17 protein-coding genes and 1 riboswitch are annotated in these 18,459 nt (G+C 63.3%); of the genes, 13 read left to right on the forward strand and 4 right to left on the reverse strand.

The window, feature by feature from the left end; all coding sequences use genetic code 11:
• Positions 1-97 precede the first annotated feature (97 nt).
• Positions 98-976 (forward strand): DegV family protein, encoded by an 879-nt coding sequence (locus J9789_RS00445; protein ID WP_209341243.1) that lies wholly within the window; start codon positions 98-100, stop codon positions 974-976.
• 53 nt (positions 977-1,029) lie between these two features.
• Here J9789_RS00445 and J9789_RS00450 read toward each other — a convergent pair whose 3' ends face one another.
• Positions 1,030-2,151, reverse strand: a complete 1,122-nt coding sequence (locus J9789_RS00450; RefSeq protein ID WP_245184966.1) for an AI-2E family transporter — start codon at positions 2,149-2,151, stop codon at positions 1,030-1,032.
• Between the two features lie 210 nt (positions 2,152-2,361).
• On the opposite strand from J9789_RS00450, the gene nifS reads away from it, so the two are divergent.
• Together nifS and nifU are read left to right on the forward strand one after the other, a co-directional pair.
• The gene (gene nifS / locus J9789_RS00455) at positions 2,362-3,561 is read left to right on the forward strand and encodes a cysteine desulfurase NifS (protein ID WP_209341247.1); all 1,200 of its coding nucleotides are present in this window, start codon (positions 2,362-2,364) and stop codon (positions 3,559-3,561) included.
• A gap of 19 nt (positions 3,562-3,580) precedes the next feature.
• Entirely contained in the window at positions 3,581-4,021 is a 441-nt protein-coding gene (gene nifU, locus J9789_RS00460; protein ID WP_209341249.1) for a Fe-S cluster assembly scaffold protein NifU, read from the forward strand.
• A 47-nt stretch (positions 4,022-4,068) separates the two neighbouring features.
• Here the strand turns inward: nifU and J9789_RS00465 are convergent, their stop codons facing one another.
• Both J9789_RS00465 and J9789_RS00470 read right to left on the reverse strand, forming a co-directional pair.
• On the reverse strand, positions 4,069-6,186 hold the full coding sequence (locus J9789_RS00465) for a HAMP domain-containing sensor histidine kinase (protein WP_209341250.1): 2,118 nt from the start codon (positions 6,184-6,186) through the stop codon (positions 4,069-4,071).
• A 28-nt stretch (positions 6,187-6,214) separates the two neighbouring features.
• On the reverse strand, positions 6,215-6,913 hold the full coding sequence (locus tag J9789_RS00470; RefSeq protein ID WP_209341251.1) for a response regulator transcription factor: 699 nt from the start codon (positions 6,911-6,913) through the stop codon (positions 6,215-6,217).
• Positions 6,914-7,252: 339 nt separating this feature from the next.
• On the opposite strand from J9789_RS00470, the gene J9789_RS00475 reads away from it, so the two are divergent.
• The 4 genes from J9789_RS00475 (at position 7,253) to J9789_RS00490 (ending at position 11,086) form a co-directional block, all read left to right on the forward strand.
• Entirely contained in the window at positions 7,253-7,777 is a 525-nt protein-coding gene (locus J9789_RS00475) for a 4'-phosphopantetheinyl transferase superfamily protein (RefSeq protein ID WP_209341252.1), read from the forward strand.
• A 108-nt stretch (positions 7,778-7,885) separates the two neighbouring features.
• The gene (locus J9789_RS00480) at positions 7,886-8,974 is read left to right on the forward strand and encodes a glycosyltransferase (RefSeq protein WP_209341254.1); all 1,089 of its coding nucleotides are present in this window, start codon (positions 7,886-7,888) and stop codon (positions 8,972-8,974) included.
• Positions 8,974-10,047: a lysylphosphatidylglycerol synthase transmembrane domain-containing protein gene (locus J9789_RS00485; protein ID WP_209341256.1), complete on the forward strand. Its 1,074-nt coding sequence runs from the start codon at positions 8,974-8,976 to the stop codon at positions 10,045-10,047. Before J9789_RS00480 ends, J9789_RS00485 begins: the two co-directional genes overlap by 1 nt.
• 88 nt (positions 10,048-10,135) lie before the next feature.
• Entirely contained in the window at positions 10,136-11,086 is a 951-nt protein-coding gene (locus J9789_RS00490) for an ROK family protein (protein WP_209341258.1), read from the forward strand.
• A gap of 46 nt (positions 11,087-11,132) precedes the next feature.
• Here the strand turns inward: J9789_RS00490 and J9789_RS00495 are convergent, their stop codons facing one another.
• Positions 11,133-11,393 (reverse strand): hypothetical protein, encoded by a 261-nt coding sequence (locus J9789_RS00495; protein ID WP_209341260.1) that lies wholly within the window; start codon positions 11,391-11,393, stop codon positions 11,133-11,135.
• A gap of 192 nt (positions 11,394-11,585) precedes the next feature.
• Between J9789_RS00495 and J9789_RS00500 the strand changes: the two genes are divergently transcribed.
• The 6 genes from J9789_RS00500 to cobJ all read left to right on the forward strand — a co-directional run bounded on the left by J9789_RS00500 (position 11,586) and on the right by cobJ (position 18,458).
• Positions 11,586-14,021 carry a cation-translocating P-type ATPase gene (locus J9789_RS00500; RefSeq protein WP_209341262.1) on the forward strand — a complete coding sequence of 812 codons (2,436 nt, stop codon included), beginning with the start codon at positions 11,586-11,588 and terminating at the stop codon, positions 14,019-14,021.
• A gap of 2 nt (positions 14,022-14,023) precedes the next feature.
• Entirely contained in the window at positions 14,024-14,476 is a 453-nt protein-coding gene (locus J9789_RS00505; protein ID WP_209342230.1) for a GNAT family N-acetyltransferase, read from the forward strand.
• A gap of 47 nt (positions 14,477-14,523) precedes the next feature.
• A riboswitch (cobalamin riboswitch) is annotated at positions 14,524-14,707 on the forward strand.
• A 95-nt stretch (positions 14,708-14,802) separates the two neighbouring features.
• Complete coding sequence (gene cbiD, locus J9789_RS00510) at positions 14,803-15,939, forward strand: cobalt-precorrin-5B (C(1))-methyltransferase CbiD (RefSeq protein ID WP_348633608.1); 1,137 nt, start codon at positions 14,803-14,805, stop codon at positions 15,937-15,939.
• 46 nt (positions 15,940-15,985) lie between these two features.
• On the forward strand, positions 15,986-16,741 hold the full coding sequence (gene cobM / locus J9789_RS00515) for a precorrin-4 C(11)-methyltransferase (protein ID WP_209341265.1): 756 nt from the start codon (positions 15,986-15,988) through the stop codon (positions 16,739-16,741).
• On the forward strand, positions 16,738-17,727 hold the full coding sequence (locus J9789_RS00520; RefSeq protein WP_209341267.1) for a cobalt-precorrin 5A hydrolase: 990 nt from the start codon (positions 16,738-16,740) through the stop codon (positions 17,725-17,727). Before cobM ends, J9789_RS00520 begins: the two co-directional genes overlap by 4 nt.
• Complete coding sequence (cobJ, locus tag J9789_RS00525) at positions 17,724-18,458, forward strand: precorrin-3B C(17)-methyltransferase (RefSeq protein ID WP_209341268.1); 735 nt, start codon at positions 17,724-17,726, stop codon at positions 18,456-18,458. The genes J9789_RS00520 and cobJ overlap by 4 nt, the downstream gene beginning before the upstream one ends.
• Position 18,459: the final 1 nt, after the last annotated feature.

Raw genomic sequence — 18,459 nt, forward strand, 5'->3', positions numbered from 1 at the left:
CTTCCACCTCTTGACAGCGGCGACCCTTTGCCGCTATAATTTAAGTAAGTCACATAACGACGTTATGTCAGTTTCCCAAACTTGATTATAGAGTAGGATGATCAGCTTGTCAAACGTACAGAAGATCGCGTTGCTCACCGATTCCACCGCCGATCTGTCCCCCGCCCTGCGGGAGGAAAAGCCCATCTATACGGTCCCGCTGAAGATCGTATGCGACGATGGGGAGTACTCCGACGGGGTGGACATCTTCTCCGGAGATATCTATGAGCGGCTGCACCGGGGCGAGCTCCCCCGGACCTCGCTGCCCGACGGCGGCAGCGTCAGCGACACCCTGGACCAGATCAAGGCCGACGGCTATGAAAAGGTGCTGGCCGTCATGCTGTCCTCCGGCCTGTCGGGCACCTATAATATGGTGCGCCTTCTGGCCGAGAGCCGCAGCGATCTGGAGATTGCCGTGTTTGACTCCAAGAGTGGCTCCCTGGGTATGGGGATCATGCTGCTCCAGCTGTGGGAGGACATCCTGGCCGGGGTCGACTGGGATACCCTGGTGAACAAGCGGGTGCCTCAGCTGATCGCCAATACCTTCCCCTTCTTCTCGGTGGATACCCTGGAGTATCTCAGCAAGGGCGGGCGCATCGGCAAGGTGACCGCCCTGGCCGGTACCCTGCTGAGCATCAAGCCCATCATCTCCTTTGCCGGGGACGGACAGCTCCAGAGCGTGGCCAAGGTGCGGGGCCGTCGGCAGGTACAGGACAAGATCCTGGATCTGATGGCTCAGAAGCTCAAGCCGGGCGTCCGGTACAACCTGGGCATCGCCAACGGCGGCGCGCCCGAGGAGATGGAAGAGTTTGCCGTCCGGATGAAGGAGCGCTTCCCCAATGCCGAGCACATGTGGGCTGGCGAGATCGACGCCACCCTCAGCGTCTATATCGGCGACGGCGTGCTGGGCGGCGGCATTCAGCTGCTGGAGGATTGAACCCAAAACCATGAAAAAAGCCCTGCTGCATAGGCAGCAGGGCTTTTTTGTGTTCAGGCAGCGGGCTTATCCAGCCGCTTGCGGACGTCCTGGCGCAGCAGGGTGTAGGCCACCGAGGCGATGGGAACGCTGATGAGGATGCCGGGCACGCCCATCAGGCTGCCGCCTACGGTGACGGCGGCCAGCACCCAGATGCCGGGCAGGCCCAGAGAGGTGCCTACCACCCGGGGATAGATCACGTTGCCCTCCACCTGCTGGAGGATGATGAGGAAAATCACGAAGATAAAGGCCTTCAGGGGGGAGACCATCAGCAGCAGGACGGCCGACAGAATGGCGCCAATGTAGGCGCCCGCCACCGGGATGAGGGCGGAAGCGCCCACCGTGACGCCGATGAGGGGGGCGTAGTCCGGCTGGATGAACAGCATGCCGACGGTACACAGTCCGCCCAGGATGCAGGCCTCGATGCACTGGCCGGTGACAAACTTGGTAAAGGTGGCGGCGGTGAGGGAGACCACATCGGAGATGGGTCCGGCCACCTTGGCGGGGACATAGGTCTTCAGCAGGCGGCGGCACTGGCCCAGCAGCTTATCCCGTCCGGAGAGCATATAGATGGAGAAGACCAGGGCCAGCACGCCGGTGACGACGATGGAGACCAGACCCGTGGTGAACTCCACGATCTGGGGGCCCAGGTTGGAGAGGAATTTCAGGGCGTTGTTGAGGATGCCCTCCAGGGTGGTGTTCAGTTTGGACAGGTCCAGCTGCTCGATGTCCAGATGCAGATACTCCAGCAGATGGTTGATGGTGTTCTGGGCGTTGGCGATGTAGCCGCTGAGGTTGAGGACAAAGGTCTGGATGCTCTCCACCAGCTTGGGCAGCACAAAGGAGAAGATGGCCACCACAACAATGATGAGAGCCAGATAGGAGGTAAGGACGGCCAGGGGGCGGGCGGCGCCCCGGGCAGAGGTTTTGTCCAGCCCCCGGCTGTACAGCCGGAAGAAGAACTGACAGGGGCGGTTGAGCACAAAGGCCAGGCAGAAGCCAATGATGAGAGGCTTGAAGACCGACAGCAGAATGCCCAGTCCTCCGGCCAGCACATCCAGACGGGCCAGTACCATCACCAGGACCACTGCATAGGTGATGATGAGCAGGATGCTTTTAAACAGCTTTTTATCCATAATAAACCTCAGTTCCATAGCAAAGAATGGTAGCTTCACTATAGCATTCCGATGATATGCCGTCAACGGGAAAGGCGTATGCTTCATAAAAATTTAAGCAGAGGTCGAAAGAAAGGCAAGTTCATGAAATTTTACTTGACAGGAATGAACTGCCGCCTTATAATCTAGTAAACAGATAGGAATTAAGTAAATTCCGGAAAGGAGCCACCTATGGCTGAACGATTCATTTATGCTGACCACGCGGCTACCACCGCTGTAACCGATACCGCCCTTGCCGCCATGCTGCCCCATTTCACCCGGGACTATGGCAATCCCTCCAGCCTGTACCGCTTCGCCCAGGAGGGCAAGACCCACCTGGAGGAGGCCCGCGCGCAGGTGGCCGCCTGCCTGAATGCAAAGCCCGAGGAGATCTACTTCACCTCCGGCGGCACCGAGGCCGATAACTGGGCCCTGCGGGGTGTGGCCGAGCTGATGGCCCTCAAGGGCAAAAAGGCCGGCCACATCATCACCAGTGCCATTGAGCACCACGCCATCCTCCACACCGCCCAGTACCTGGAGAAGCAGGGCTACGAGGTGACCTACCTGCCGGTGGACCGGGATGGCCTGGTGAACCCCGCCAACCTGGAGGCGGCCATCCGGCCGGACACCATCCTCATCTCCGTCATGGCAGCCAACAACGAGATTGGCACCATCCAGCCCATCGCGGAGATCGGCGCCATTGCCCGGGCCCACAAGGTGCTCTTCCACACCGACGCCGTCCAGGCGGTAGGCCATATCCCGGTGGATGTGGAGGCGTGGAACGTAGATTTGCTCTCCCTGTCCGGCCATAAGTTCGGCGGACCCAAGGGGATCGGCGCTCTGTATATGAAAAAGCCCCTCCGCCTGCCTGCCCTCATCCAGGGCGGCGGTCAGGAGAAGGGCCGCCGCTCCGGCACCGAGAACGTACCCGGTGCGGTGGGTATGGCCGCTGCCCTGAAGGAAGCGGTGGACCGGCTGCCGGAGGAGTCCGCCCGGCTGGCCGCCCTGCGGGACAAGCTCATCGACGGACTGAGCAAGCTGCCTTACACCAGCCTCACCGGTCACCCGGTCAAGCGGCTGCCCGGTACCGCCTCCTTCGTGTTCGAGGGCGTGGAGGGCGAGGCCCTGCTGCTCCACCTGGACGCCAAGGGCATCTGTGCCTCCTCCGGCTCTGCCTGCTCCTCTGCCTCTCTGGACCCCTCCCACGTGCTGCTGTCCATCGGCCTGCCCCACGCCATCGCCCATGGCTCCCTGCGGATCTCCCTGGGCGCGGACAACACCCAGGAGGACGTGGATTATATGCTGAACGAAGTGCCCGCTGTGGTGGCCTACCTGCGGGAGATGTCCCCCGTTTGGGACAAGGAAGCCCAGAAACCCACCTGGGTTCTGTAATTGGAAAGGAGAATATTACATGCTGTATTCGGATAAAGTGATGGACCATTTTGAGCATCCCCGCAACGTGGGAGAAATCGAGAACGCCGACGGCGTGGGCCAGGTGGGCAATCCCAAGTGCGGTGACATCATGAAGATGTACCTGAAGATCGACGGCGACGTCATTACCGACGTGAAGTTCAAGACCTTCGGCTGCGGTTCCGCCATCGCCACCTCCTCTATGGCCACTGAGATGATCAAGGGTAAGACCATCGGTGAGGCCATGAATCTGACCAATGCCGCTGTGGCCGAGGCCCTGGACGGCCTGCCCGCCTATAAGATGCACTGTTCCGTGCTGGCGGAGGAGGCTATTAAGGCCGCCCTGGCCGACTACTACACCAAGAAGGGTGAGCCGGTACCCGACTCCCTCAAGCTGCCCTGTGACTGTGAGGACGGACACTGCTGCTCCTCCTGCGGTTAAACAAGAATCAGAAAGCCCGCCGCGGAATGTTCCGCGGCGGGCTTTTGTTATGCAGGCGGGCTCAGGGGCTGGAGGGCCTCCTCCGGCGGAGGGGCCAGGGGGAAGGTGACGGTGGCCTTGAAGAGATCGCCGTCGATGGAGAGGTCGAAGGTACCCCCCTGCAGCTCGGTGAGACTGCGGGCGATGGACAGCCCCAGGCCGGAGCCGTCGGTGGTACGGGAACTGTCCCCTCGCACGAAACGCTCCATCAGCTGCTCCGGAGGAATGTTCAGGGGTTCCCGGGAGATGTTTTTCACGGAAAGAACGGCCTTATTATCCTGGTGCTCGATGTCCAGGTAGACCCGGGTGCCCTCCAGGGCGTACTTGTTGCAATTGGACAGCAGGTTGTCGATGACCCGCCACAGGTGGTGGCCGTCGGCCTGGATCCAGATGGGCTCGTCGGGGTAACGGGTGACGGTGGTCAGGCGGTTCTGGGCAAATTTCTCTTCAAATTCCCCCAAAGCCTGCTGCACCAGCTGGACCATGCTCAGGGGCTCCAAATGGACCGGCAGGGTGCCGGTGGAGGCCTTGGATGCTTCCACCAGATCCTCCGTCAGCTTTTTCAGCCGTAAACTCTTGCGGGTGAGCACTTCGATGTAGGACTGGATCTGGGGATTGTCTATGGGTTCTTTTTTCAGCAGGTCCACATAGTTGATGATAGAGGTGAGGGGGGTCTTCAGGTCATGGGATACGTTGGTGATGAGCTCGGCCCGGAAGCGCTCGCTGCGGATGCGCTCATCTACCGCCTGGCTGATGGTGCCGCCCAGATCGTTGAGCTGCCGGGCGTGCTCGGCCAGGTCCCGGTACAGCCCCTTGGTGTCGATCTTGAAGTTGGGGTCGCCCCCCAGGATGCGCTGGGCCCCCTGGCGCACCCGCTTCCACTGGATGGTCCACCGGCACAGCAGCCAAAGCACCAGGCCCTGATAGACGGGGATGAGCACGATGGTCAGACCAGTAAGGACGGTGCCCACCAGGTAGAGCAGGAAAAACAGGATGGTGCGGCCGGTCAGAGGCCAGCTGTTCACTATGTTGCGGATGGCCCGGCCCAACACCGAGATGAGCCGCCACACCAGGGTGTTGGACCAGAAGGTGCGGGCCCGGATGCGGACGATGCAGGTGAGCAGGGCGGAGAGCAGGCACAGGCCAATGCCGCAGGATACCAGGGCCAGGCCCACCACCAGGTCGGTGGTGGGACCGTTGGCGTTGAGGGCAACGGCCATGGGGTCCCCGCCGGCCAGCAGCAGAAGAAATGCCCAGGCTTCCAGCAGCAACAGCAGGTCCAGGGGGATGCGGTCGAACCAGGTGAGATGGATGCCCTTCTGATCCGGATATCGGCCTGCCGTGCGGCACAAGAAGGCGCACAGAAGTACGCAGGACAGGTCCAGCACCACCGTGAGCACCGCCAGGGCGGGCAGATAGCGGGCGTACTCAGTAAAGTCGGCGGCGCCCTCATAAAAGTCGTCATGAACCGGCAGGGTGGGGTCCACGCCGTACTCCACCGCCAGCTCCACATAGAGCAGCCGGGTGTCCTTGGACTGGTCATAGTCCCAGGAGTAGCCGTTGAAGGTATAGCCGTATTTGGCTGCCAGGGAGGCGTCGTTGGGGGTGATGAGCTGCTCGCTGCCGTCGTCCAGCACCGCATAGAGCAGATAGAACTGCTTTTCGCCGTTCCACACGAAGTAGTCCCCCCGGCGCTCGGTACCGTCGTTGTAGCTCATGGAGATGGAGTCCCGGTATACGGTATGGACGCTGCCCTCCATGGAAGCGCCGTCCTCCAGATTGGTGTACACCAGCGTGCCGGTGTCGTTGCGCCGGATGGAAAAGCGGAAGTTGGTCCGGGTATCGTCCAGCTTGTACTCCAGGTCGGCCAGCCGCTGCTCGTCCAGGTAGGATAGCTTGGCGTCCCATTCCTGGTACTGGAGCAGGCGGGCCAGTTCGACCACCTGGTTGTACCAGATGTTCATGTTCTGGAAGCAGGAGTTGCTGGAGTAGTAGCCCACCCCGGTCCACAGGGTGTCCCACTGGGAGAAAATAAACAGGGAGGCCCATACGCCGCCCACCCCGGTACCCAGTGCCAGCAGGAAGGCCAGAACCCGGACTGCCAGGCGGGTGCCCAGTTGCTTCATGGTATCACTGCTCCTTGTCTGTGGCGGGTCAGATCTTTTCCATCTTGTAGCCCAGGCCCCACACTACCTTGATATACCGGGGATTGGCCGGGTCGATCTCGATCTTTTCCCGCAGATGCCTGATGTGTACCGCCACCGTGTTCTCCGAGCCCAGGGAGGGGTCGTTCCACACCAGCTCGTAGATCTGGCTGGTGGAAAAGACCCGGCCGGGATTTTTCAGCAGCAGCAGTAAGATGTTGTACTCCAACGGGGTGAGGTTGACCCGGTCCCCGTCCACCGTCACCGACTTGGCGCTGTCGTCCAGGGCGATGCCGCCGTTGGTGAGCAGCTTGGCGCTGTCGCCGCCGCCGCTCTTGCCCCCCAGGCTGGTGTACCGCCGCAGCTGGCTCTTCACCCGGGCGATGACCTCGATGGGGTTGAAGGGCTTTGTGATATAGTCATCCGCCCCGATGTTCAGCCCTAGTACCTTGTCGGCATCCTCGCTCTTGGCGGTGAGGAGGATGATGGGTACGTTATATTTTTCCCGCAGTTTGGCGGTGGCTCGGATGCCGTCCAGGCCGGGCATCATGATGTCCATCAGGATCAGGTCCACCGGCTGGGTCTCGGCGGCCTTCAGGGCTTCCAGCCCGTCATAGGCCTTGACGGTGCGGTAGCCTTCGCTGGTCAGGTAAATATCCAGGGCGGAGACGATATCCTTGTCGTCGTCGCAGACGAGAATGGTATACATGCACTCACCTCATTTGAAAGCAGAGTATAGCACAGGGATCTTAAGACAAAGGGTGTAAACCGGTTAAGAACCCTTTAAGATCCGATATAGATGAATAGGATCAGACACCATTGTACCCCCAACCGCCCGCAAAAGCAATGACCGGTACCGGTAGGCCGCGAAGGGAGCAGAAGTGGGTCGAATGAGGTAAAATGGCGGATTTGGCCATGTAAAATGTATGAAAAATACTTGCGGGGCCCGAACTATCCCGATATAATAGCCCCAGGAAGAACATGCGGCGTCCCCGCCGTGCCGCCGAGCGGGCGATGGGGCCGCCGCCTTTTTACCATGGAGGCGCGTATGGAACTGTGGATGGAAGAAGGAGACGCCTGGGCGCTGCTGGCCCGGAAGCTGGGGGAGCACTTTGCCTGGGCGCAGCTGCCTCCGGTAGCCCGCACCGATACCGGCAAGCCCTGGTTTCCCCAATACCCCCAGTGCCACTTTAACCTGAGCCACAGCGGCGACCTGGCCCTGTGCGGTGTGGGGGAGCATCCCCTGGGGGTGGATGTGGAGCTGGTGCGCCCCCGGCGGGAGGGTCTGGCCCGCTATGTGCTCTCGGAGGAGGAATATGCCTGGTTCACTCTTCAGGGTGGGGACTGGGGGAGCCTGTACACCCTCTGGACCCTGAAGGAGGCCCGGGCGAAGTGCAGCGGCACCGGCCTGCGGCAGGCCCCCCGCACCATCGCCGTGCCCCTGCTGGAGCCGGGGCAGACCGGCACTCTGGACGGGCTGACCTTCCGGTCCTACGCCGGGGAGGGGTGGCGTGCGGCGGTGTGTTCCGCCGGTCCGGAGCCCCTGCCGGAGGCCATTCAGGGCGGGATGTAACAAACTGTTCCTCAATCTTAATATCTTTTTAAGAAACAGGACCGGATTTTCTAAAGGAACATCCGTTATAATGGATCATGAAAAAGAGCCAAGTGAGGAGGGAGCGGCGTGAACATTCTGATCGTAACGGGAAAGTTTGGTATGGGCCACTGGTCCGCTTCCATATCGCTGCGGCAGCAACTGCTGCGGTCGTTTCCCGAGGCACAGGTGGAAGTGATGGACCTCATCGCCTATACCAGCCACAATCCTGAGTCCATGTACAAGTGGTTCAATGTCCTGGTGACCCGGGGCAGCGGCCTGTTCAACCTTTATTATAAGTTTACCCAGAACAAGGATTCCGATGAGCGCCCCCTCAACGAGGAGCAGTGCCCTGACCGGGTGGAGGAGCTCTTTGCGGTCAAGCGGCCCGACGTGGTCATTGCCACCCATCCCATCTGCGCCCGCATCGTGGCCCGCTGGAAGCAGGAGACCGGCAGCAGCCTGCCTCTGGTGACCTGCGTCACCGACCTGACCAGCCACTCCGAGTGGATCCACCGGGACACCGACTGCTATCTGGTGGGCACCGAGGAGATCCGGGAGCGGCTGGCGGAGAAAGGCGTGGACCGGGACATCATCTATGTCACCGGCATTCCTGTCCGGGCGGAGTTCAAGCTGCCCGTCCACCGGGGCGAGCGGCAGGAGCGCAACCTGCTCATCATGGGCGGCGGCCTGGGCATGATGCCCCGGAAGGACTCCTTCTATGAGGCCCTGGACAGCATGCCCGGTGTGAACACCACCATCATCACCGGCCGCAACCAGAAGCTGTATGACCGGCTGGTGGGCAAGTACCCCCACATCAATGTGGTGGGCTTTACCGACCGGGTGTATGAGTACATGGCGTGGGCCGATCTGGTGCTCACCAAGCCCGGCGGCATCACCGTGTTTGAGAGCATCTTTTCTGAGCTGCCCATCCTGGCCTGGGAGCCCTTCCTGGAGCAGGAGAAGCGCAACGCCCGCTTCTTGGTGGAGCGGGGCATGGGCCGTGTGGCGGCCAAGGAGCCCGACGAGTGCCTGATGGCCATTCGGGAACTGATCTATGACGACGATACGCTGGCGGATATGTCGGCGAAAATGCATGCAATGAAGGAACAGCTGGAGCAGGAGAGCCTCATCCACATCCTGGCCCGGCTGACCGCGGGAAGAGGGGTGTGCGCCTGATGGACAAACGGAAAAGCCTGGTCGGTATCGGATTGATCCTGGCCCTGATGCTCTTTACCGGCTATATGCTGTTCCGGGACATGTCCTTCTCGCGTCTGGCCGGTACCCTGAGCCAGCTCAACCCCCTGTGGCTCCTGGCGGGCCTGGGGATGATGTTCCTCTTTGTGGGCAGCGAGGCCATGTGCTCCCGCATCATTCTGGGGCGGCTGGGCCATAAGGTGCGCTACCGCCGCTGCCTGGGGTACTCCTTTGTGGGCTTCTATGTCAGCTCCATCACCCCTTCCGCCACCGGCGGGCAGCCCGCCCAGGTGTACTACATGTCCCGGGATAACATTCCCGCCGCCCACGGGGCCCTGAACATGATGCTCATTGCCGTGTGCTATCAGGTGGTGGTCATCGGCTACGCCCTGGTCTGCGCCCTCACCCACTTCGATCTGGTGAGGAACCTGGGGGGCGGCCTGGGCCTGCTGCTGCTCTACGGCGCCCTGGTCAACGGCGTGCTGACGGCGGGCATGCTCTGCCTGATGTTCCTGCCCAACGCCGCCCGCAAGCTCACCGGCGGCGTACTCCGCCTGCTGGTGAAGGTGCACATCATCCGGGACGAGGAGAAGGCCCGCCAGCGGCTGGAGAAGCAGATGGAGGAGTACCGGCGGGGGGCCGAGTGCGTGAAGGCCAACCCCGGCATGGTGCCCGCTCTGCTGGCCATCACCGTGGTGCAGCTCACCGCCCTGTTCTCCGTCCCTGTGATGGTTTACTTTGCCTTTGGCCTCAGCGGCAGCAGCCCCCTGAACATCATCGCCACCCAGGCGCTGGTGACCCTGGCAGTGTCCAACCTGCCTCTGCCCGGCGCGGTGGGCGCCTCCGAGGGCGGCTTTGTCACCGCCATGGCCCTCTTCTTTGGTGCGGGGCTGGTGACCCCCGCCGTGCTGGTGTCCCGGGGCATCAGCTTCTATTCCTTCCTGCTCCTCAGCGCGGTGATCGCCCTGGCGGTTCATCTGCGTGGCCGCCGTAAGCGGAGTGAGAGAGGGACTGTCCCTTACCCTAAGCGGGCCCGGGGGCCTATCGTGACCTGAAAAACGGCGTCCACGGGACGCCGTTTTTTCTCTTGTGCCGCCGGGTCTGGTGCATTATAATCAGAGGGAAGAAAAAGGAGGCGGGACGATGTATTACTTGGGAATTGATCTGGGCGGCACCAACATAGCCGCTGCAGTTGTGACTGAAAAGGGCGAGATGCTGGGCAAGGTCAGCCTGCCCACCCCCCGGGATGTGCCGGCGGAGCAGGTGGCCGATCAGATGGCGGCGGCCTCCCGGGCCGCGGTGGAGCAGGTGGGCCTGTCCATGGACGATATCGCGTCGGTGGGCATCGGCTCCCCCGGTACCATTGAGCCGGATACCGGCGTAATCCGGTTCTGGTCCAACCTGGATTTCAGCAACGTACCTCTGGCCGCCCTGATGCGGGAGCGGCTGAACAAGGAGATCTATCTGGAGAACGACGCCAACGCCGCTGCGCTGGGGGAATTTGCCGCCGGCGCCGGCAAGGGCAGCAACTCCATGGTGGCCATTACCCTGGGCACCGGTGTGGGCGGCGGCGCCGTCCTTAACGGCAAACTGTACACCGGCTTCAACTATGCCGGTATGGAGGTGGGCCACTTTGTCATCGAGCACGGCGGCCGCCTGTGCACCTGCGGCCGGAAGGGCTGCTTTGAGGCCTACTGCTCCGCTACCGCCCTCATCAAGCGCACCCGCGAGGTGATGGAGGAGCATCCCGACTCCAAGCTGTGGGAGCTGGCCGGCTCCCTGGAGGCGGTCAACGGTCGTACCCCCTTTGACGCCGCCGCCTTGGGTGACGCTGCCGCCGGCAAGGTCATCGACGAGTACGTGGATTACCTGGGCTGTGGTGTGGCCAGCCTGGTCAATATCTTCCAGCCCGAGGTGTTCTGCATCGGCGGCGGTCCCTCCGCCCAGGGGGAGACCCTGATGGCCCCGGTGCGCTACATCCTCAACCGGGAGGACTATGCCCGCAACAGCGTCCACCGTACCCGGCTGGTGCGGGCGGCTCTGGGCAACGACGCCGGCATCATCGGCGCCGCCCTGCTGCCTCTGTTCCGCTGATCCCCACAGGGCCCGCCATAGGCGGGCCCTGTTCCTTTTGGGAGGCTCACTCCACCGGCTCGTAGCCGTCGTAGCAGTCCGGGGCTTCCCCATTTTCCTCTCCCTCCGGCCTGGGATACAGGACCAGGGACAGACCGAACAGAGCTGCCGTCCCCAGGGCGATGACCTGGAGCTTGTGCTCCTCCAGCCAGGGCTTATGCTCCTCCAGGGCGGACAGCCGGGTGGCACCGCCGTACAACAGGGCGGCCCCGCCGCCGCACAGGGCCAGCCGCAGCAGGAGCTGGATCTTCTCCGATGCTTGTTCCATGGATACCCCTCCTTTTGTTCCAGTATAGCGGGGAGGGAAGGGCGCCATGCACCCCCCTTAAGAAATTGTGGAGAAATGGTTAAGATTTACCCGGCGGCCTTGTATGTAGCACGGAAATCGGCTATAATGTGACAAGATTTTGAAAAAATATCCGCCGGAAAGGCGGAATTCCGCAGTATCGAGGGCGAATGCATGAAAGGCAAGCAAAAACAACGTCCAGCAGTCCAGGAGGGCCCCAGGCCCCGCCGGGACGTACCTCGGGTAAGCGCCGATCCTGAGCTGGGTCTCACCATGGCCCAGGTCAAGGAACGCCAGCAGAATGGCTGGGCCAACGATCCGGTGGAATCCCCCACCAAGACCGTGGGCCAGATCGTGCGCGCCAACGTCTTTACCTTCTTCAACTTTATCTTCGTGGTTCTGGCCGTCCTGCTCATTATCGTGGGATCGGTGGAGGACCTGCTTTTCCTGCTCATCGCCATGGCCAACACCGGCATTGGCATTTTGCAGCAGCTGCGCTCCAAGCAGACCATCGACAAGCTGAACCTGCTGGCCGCACCCAGGGCCAACGTGGTGCGGGAGGGACATCTGGGCTCGGTGCCCGCCTCCCACCTGGTGCAGGACGACGTGGCGGAGCTGGCCTCCGGCGACCAGATCCCTGCCGACGCCACTGTGCTCTCCGGTCAGGTGCAGGTCAATGAGTCCCTCATCACCGGCGAGGCCGACGCAATTGTGAAAAAGCCGGGGGACGAGCTGCTGTCCGGCTCCTTTGTGGTGGCGGGCCGCTGCCGGGCCCGGCTGGACCGGGTGGGCGCCGAGTCCTACGCCGCCCGCCTGACCCTGGAGGCCAAAAAGGACGTCACCGTGGGCAAGAGCGAGATGATGTCCTCCCTGGACAAGCTGATCCGGGTTATCGGTATCCTGCTCATCCCCATCGGCATTGCCCTGTTTGCCAAGGAATTCTTCATCGTGGGCCGCACCTTCCAGGAGACGGTGGTGTCCACCGTGGCCGCCCTCATCGGCATGATCCCAGAGGGCCTCTACCTGCTGACCAGCGTGGCACTGGCGGTGAGTATGATCCGCCTGGCCCAGGGCAAGGTGCTGGCCCAGGACATGAACTGCATCGAGACCCTGGCCCGGGTGGACGTGCTGTGCGTGGACAAGACGGGTACCATCACCGAGCCCCGCATGGAGGTGGGCGAGGTGGTGTACCTGGACGAGGAGAAGTACGCCGAAACCGAGGTCACCGAGATCCTCAACGCCTTCTATCAGGTGTCCGAGGCGGACAACGACACCGCCCGGGCCATGCAGAAGAAGTTCCACGGCGCCTCCACCTGGCACGCGGAGCTTACCATCCCCTTCACCTCTGCCACCAAGTGGAGCGCCGCCGTTTTTCCCGGCCACGGCTCCTACGTGGTGGGCGCCCCCGAGTTTATCATGGGGCCCCGGTACTCCGACCTGAAGGAAGCAGTGGACCCCTGGTCCGCCAAGGGCTACCGGGTGCTGCTGGCAGCGGAGTACCAGGGTACCCCCGACCAGAAGGGGCTGGACCCCCGGCGGGTGTGCCCCATGGCCCTGGTGCTGCTGTCCAACCGGGTGCGGGAGTCCGCGCCCAAGACCTTCCAATACTTTGCCGAGCAGAAGGTGGCCGTCAAGGTCATCTCCGGCGATAACCCGGTGACGGTGGCCGAGGTGGCCCGTCAGGCGGGCATCCAGGGGGCGGACCGCTTTGTGGACGCCGCCACCCTCCAGAGCGACGCCGACATGGACCGGGCGGTGCGGGAGTACACCGTGTTCGGCCGGGTCACCCCCGACCAGAAGCGGCGGCTGGTCCGTGCCCTCCAGAGGGCGGGCCACACCGTGGCCATGACCGGCGACGGCGTCAACGACGTGCTGGCCCTGAAGGATGCCGACTGCGGCATCGCCATGGCCTCCGGCGCGGAGGCCGCCTGCCACGCCGCCCAGCTGGTGCTCCTTAACTCCGACTTTTCCGCCATGCCCAAGGTGGTGGCAGAGGGCCGGCGGGTCATCAACAACATCCAGCGTGCCGCCGCTCTCTATCTGGTGAAGAACATCTTCTCCTTCTTCCTGTCCATCATTTCCCTGTTTGCCACCTTCCCCTACCCGGTGACCCCGCTGCAGATCTCCTTCCTCAGCGCCGTCACCATCGGAGTGCCCTCCTTCTTCCTGGCGCTGGAGCCCAACCATGGCATCGTCAAGGGTAAATTCCTTACCAATGTGTTCCGGGCGGCCCTGCCCGGCGGTCTCACCGATTTGATCATTGTGCTGGGGCTGGAGGCCTTCTACCTGGCCTTCGGCTTTACCACCGATCAGCTGTCCACCATGTCCACCATTCTGCTGGTGATGGTGGGTCTGCTGGTGCTCTATCAGGTGTGTAAGCCCTTCGACTGGAAGCGTCGGGTGCTGATGGGGGCCATGACCGGCTCCTCGGTGATCGCCATCGTTTGGTTCGGCGCTAACTTCGGACTGAGTGCCCTGACCGTCCAGAACGTGCTGGTGCTGGCGGTCTTCCTGGGCCTGGCCTATCCCGTCATGCATGTGATCCTGAATATCTGCCAGCTGGGTGCCCTGCTGCTGGACAAGCTGAGCCACAGGGGGGAGCACCGATGAGTGTGACGCTGCGGCCCTATCGCCCGTCGGACTGCCCCGTTCTGGCGGAGCTCTTCTATCAGACCGTCCACGGGGTGTGCGGACGGGACTACACCCCGGAGCAGCTGGACGCCTGGGCCGACGGCCAGGTGGACCTGGCGGCCTGGGACGCCTCCTTCCGGGCCCACACCACTTTGGTGGCGGAGTGGGACGGGATGGTGGCCGGTTTTGCTGACCTGGCCGACGACGGCTATCTGGACCGGCTCTACGTCCACAAGGACCTCCAGGGCCGGGGCATCGCCGCCGCCCTGTGCGACGCCCTGCCCGGCGCCAAGCTGACCCATGCCTCCATTACCGCCCGGCCCTTCTTTGAACATCGGGGCTGGCAGGTGGTGCGGGAGCAGCAGGTGGAGCGCCATGGGGTCAAATTAACCAATTTCGTCATGGAATGGAAGGCTGTGGATGCACGGCTGTGACAAGAATTTACCTTTACTTTTGACCAAACCCCTGATATAATAGCGGAGAATCAAATAGTGTCCGCAGTTGCGGCATTGCCGCCAAGGGGGAAGCCGGTGAGAATCCGGCGCAGTCTTACCTCTACTGTAAGCGTGGACAAAGGCGCAGAGACCATTGGCCCATGGGGCTGAGAAGGTGCGCCGGCGGAGGAAGCGCGAGCCAGGAAACCCGCTGCAAGGGATACGGTACAACGTAGCTCTGAGGTGGAGAGGTGCGGCGTTTTTTGGATGAAAAAAGCCCTCCCCAACATGGGGAGGGCTTTTTTGAGCGCAAAGGAGGCGGTTTGGTGCTGGAAGTATATATCCCGGTGGGGAACAAGCAGCTGCGCTGCGGCTACACCACTGGTACCTGTGCCGCCGCCGCGGCCACCGGGGCGGCCCGGCTGCTGCTCACCGGGCAGAGCCTGCCCGCCGTGGTCATTGACACCCCGGCGGGGATCACGGTGGAGGCCGAACTGCTGGAGCACGCTGCCGGACCGGGCTGGGCCAGCTGCGCCGTCCGGAAGGATGGGGGAGACGACCCGGACGTGACCCACGGCACCCTGATTTTCGCCCGTGCGGAAAAGACCGACACCCCCGGCGTTACCATCGACGGCGGTACCGGCGTGGGTCGGGTGACCCGGCCCGGCCTGGACCAGCCGGTGGGCCAAGCCGCCATCAACTCCACCCCCCGGCGGATGATAAGCCGACAGGTGGAGGAAGAGATGGCCCGGGCGGGCTATACCGGCGGGCTGGCCATCACCATCTCGGTGCCGGAGGGGGAGGCCCTGGCGGGGCACACCTTCAATCCACGGCTGGGCATTGAGGGGGGCATCTCCATCCTGGGCACCAGCGGCATCGTCCGGCCCATGAGCGAGGCCGCCCTCATTGACTCCCTCTATCTGGAGCAGGACATGGCCAAAGCGGCCGGCGTGACCGACCTGCTGGTCACCCCCGGCAACTACGGGGATTCCTTCGCGGAGGAGACCCTGGGGCTGGACCTGACCCACCGCTGCACCTGCAGCAACTACCTGGGCCACGCCATCGACCACGCCGCCGGGCTTGGCTTCCGGTCCTTCCTGCTGGTGGGCCACCTGGGTAAGCTGATCAAGGTGGCGGCGGGGAGCATGAACACCCACTCCAAGGTGGCCGACGGCCGGCGGGAGACCCTTACCGCCCACGCCGCCCTGGCGGGCGGGAGTCCGGCGCTGCTGAAAGCCCTCTTTGATTGCCCCACCACCGACGCGGGGGTGGCGCTGCTGAAGGAGGCCGGACTGCTGGAGCCAGTGATGGCCTCCATTGCCCAAGCCCTGGAGGAGGTGCTCCGCCACCGGGCTGGGCCGGACCTGGCTATTGAGGCGGTGTTCTTCTCCAACCAGTACGGACTGCTGGGAAAAACCACAGGGGCCGAGAAACTGCTGGCCCTGCATCAACATCAATCGTAGGGGCAACCGTTACGGTCGCCCACCGGTACAGATAGGAGTTTCGATTATGGTACATTTCATCGGCGCGGGCCCCGGCGGGGCCGATCTCATCACCGTGCGGGGAGCCAAGCTGCTGGGGGAGGCGGACGTCATTATCTACGCCGGTTCCCTGGTGAACCCCGCTCTGCTGGATTATAAAAAGGAAGGCTGCCAGGTCTATGACAGCGCCAAGATGACCCTGGAAGAGGTCATTGAGGTGATGAAAGAGACCGAGGCCAGGGGAGGCACCACCGTTCGGCTCCACACCGGCGACCCCTCCCTGTACGGCGCTCACCGGGAGCAGATGGATGAGCTGGACAAACTGGGTATCTCCTACGATGTAACCCCCGGTGTGTCCTCCTTCTCCGGAGCGGCTGCTGCCCTCTGCGCGGAGTATACTCTGCCCGATGTATCACAGTCGGTTATCATCACCCGCATGGCGGGCCGCACCCCGGTGCCCGAGGGAGAGCAGCTGCGCAAGATGGCCTCCCACGGCTGCACCATGGTGCTCTTCCTGTCCACCGGCCTGCTGGAGCAGGTGGAGGAGGAGCTGATGGCGGGCGGCTATGCCCCCGATACCCCGGCGGCCATCGTGTATAAGGCCACCTGGCCGGAGGAGAAGGTGTACCGCTGCACCGTGTCCACCCTGGCGAAAACCGCCCGGGAGAATAAGGTGACCAAGACGGCCCTCATTACCATCGGTTATTTTCTGGGGAACGATTACCAGCGGTCCAAGCTGTACGACCCCACCTTTACCCATGAATTCCGGGAGGCCAGCAAGTGACGGCGGCCATCATCGCCTTTACCCGGCGGGGGGCGGCCCTGGGCCGTACCCTGGCCAATGCCCTGGAGGCCACCCTCCGTGTGCCCGCCCGCTTCGCCCCTGAGGTGGGGGCGGAGGCCTACGACAGCCTGGAGGGCTGGACCGCCAAAGCCTGGACGGAAGCGGACGCCCTCCTCTTTGTGGGGGCGGCGGGCATCGCTGTCCGGGCCATCGCGCCCCATGTGAAGGATAAATTCACCGACCCCGCCGTGGTGAGCGTGGACGAGGCGGGACGCTTTGTGATCCCCCTGCTGTCCGGCCATGTGGGGGGCGCCAATGAGCTGGCCCTGAAGGTGGCCGCCCTCACCGGCGGCCAGGCGGCGGTATCCACCGCCACCGACGTCAACGGCCTGTTTGCCGTGGACGTGTGGGCCAGGGAGCGGGACATGGTCATCACCGACCGGGTGCTGGCCAAGGAGATCTCCGCCGCCCTGCTGGAGGGGAAGCCGGTGGGCTTTGTCAGCGACTTCGGCCACCCCTGCCCGGCGGGACTGACCCGGGGCCCGGCGGAGCTGGGTGTGTGGGTCACCTACCGGCGGGGAGAGGGCCCCTTTTCCCGCACCCTGCGGCTGGCCCCCCGGGGACTGATCCTGGGTATCGGCTGCCGGAAGGGTACCCCGGAGGAGACCATCCGGGAGGCGGTGGAGGAAGCCCTGTCCGGCTATGAGCCCCAGGCGGTGGTCCAGGCGGCCACCATTGATTTGAAGAAAGAGGAGCCCGGCCTGCTGGCCTTCTGCGCTGCCCACAACCTGCCCCTGGCCATCTTCTCGGCGGAGGAGCTGGCCCAGGCGGAGGGGAGATTTACCCCATCCGCCTTTGTGGCCCATATTACCGGGGTGGACAACGTGTGCGAGCGGGCGGCAGTGTGTGCCGGAGGCACCATTCTGATGCCCAAGCGGGCAAAAAACGGCGTCACCACAGCGGTGGCGGGAAGGAAGATCCTATGAAAGTAACTGTTATCGGACTGGGCCCCGGTGGGGGCGCCGATTTGACCGGGCGTGCCCGGGCCGCGTTGGAAGCGTGCGACCTGATCGTGGGCTATACCGCCTATATCGAGCTGGTCAAGCCGGACTTTCCGGAGAAAGAGGTGCTGTCCACCGGCATGCGCCGGGAGGTGGACCGCTGCCGGGCTGCCGTGGAGGCTGCCCTCACCGGCAAGGACGTGGCGGTGGTGTGCTCCGGCGACTCCGGCGTGTACGGCATGGCGGGGCTCATCTACGAGGTGGCTCAGGAGTATGACCCCATTGAGATCGAAGTGATCCCCGGCATCACCGCCGCCTGCGGCGGCGCTGCTGTGCTGGGCGCTCCCCTGACTCACGACTTCGCGGTGATCTCCCTGTCCGATCTGCTCACCCCCTGGGAGAAGATCGAGAAGCGTCTGACTGCCGCGGCCCAGGCGGACTTTGTCATTTGCCTCTATAACCCCTCCAGCCGGAACCGGCCTGACTATCTCCAGCGGGCCTGCGACATCCTGCTGCGGGACAAGGACCCGGAGACCGTGTGCGGCACCGTCCGCAACATCGGGCGGGAGGGGGAGGAGGGCAAGCTCCTCACCCTGGCCCAGCTGCGGGACACCCAGGTGGATATGTTTACCACCGTGTTCATCGGCAACAGCCAGACCAAGGTGCTGGGCGGCAAGATGGTCACCCCCCGCGGCTACCTCCAGCGGGGGGAGTAAG

Source organism: Flavonifractor sp. AGMB03687 (assembly GCF_017811815.1).
In the GTDB taxonomy this organism is placed as follows: domain Bacteria; phylum Bacillota; class Clostridia; order Oscillospirales; family Oscillospiraceae; genus Flavonifractor.

Coding starts and splice junctions, on each gene's coding strand:
- J9789_RS00445 (WP_209341243.1), top strand. CDS start 98: ATGATCAGCTTGTCAAACGTACAGAAGATCGCGTTGCTCACCGATTCC.
- J9789_RS00450 (WP_245184966.1), bottom strand. CDS start 2,151: ATGGATAAAAAGCTGTTTAAAAGCATCCTGCTCATCATCACCTATGCA.
- nifS (WP_209341247.1), top strand. CDS start 2,362: ATGGCTGAACGATTCATTTATGCTGACCACGCGGCTACCACCGCTGTA.
- nifU (WP_209341249.1), top strand. CDS start 3,581: ATGCTGTATTCGGATAAAGTGATGGACCATTTTGAGCATCCCCGCAAC.
- J9789_RS00465 (WP_209341250.1), bottom strand. CDS start 6,186: ATGAAGCAACTGGGCACCCGCCTGGCAGTCCGGGTTCTGGCCTTCCTG.
- J9789_RS00470 (WP_209341251.1), bottom strand. CDS start 6,913: ATGTATACCATTCTCGTCTGCGACGACGACAAGGATATCGTCTCCGCC.
- J9789_RS00475 (WP_209341252.1), top strand. CDS start 7,253: ATGGAACTGTGGATGGAAGAAGGAGACGCCTGGGCGCTGCTGGCCCGG.
- J9789_RS00485 (WP_209341256.1), top strand. CDS start 8,974: ATGGACAAACGGAAAAGCCTGGTCGGTATCGGATTGATCCTGGCCCTG.
- J9789_RS00490 (WP_209341258.1), top strand. CDS start 10,136: ATGTATTACTTGGGAATTGATCTGGGCGGCACCAACATAGCCGCTGCA.
- J9789_RS00495 (WP_209341260.1), bottom strand. CDS start 11,393: ATGGAACAAGCATCGGAGAAGATCCAGCTCCTGCTGCGGCTGGCCCTG.
- J9789_RS00500 (WP_209341262.1), top strand. CDS start 11,586: ATGAAAGGCAAGCAAAAACAACGTCCAGCAGTCCAGGAGGGCCCCAGG.
- cobM (WP_209341265.1), top strand. CDS start 15,986: ATGGTACATTTCATCGGCGCGGGCCCCGGCGGGGCCGATCTCATCACC.
- cobJ (WP_209341268.1), top strand. CDS start 17,724: ATGAAAGTAACTGTTATCGGACTGGGCCCCGGTGGGGGCGCCGATTTG.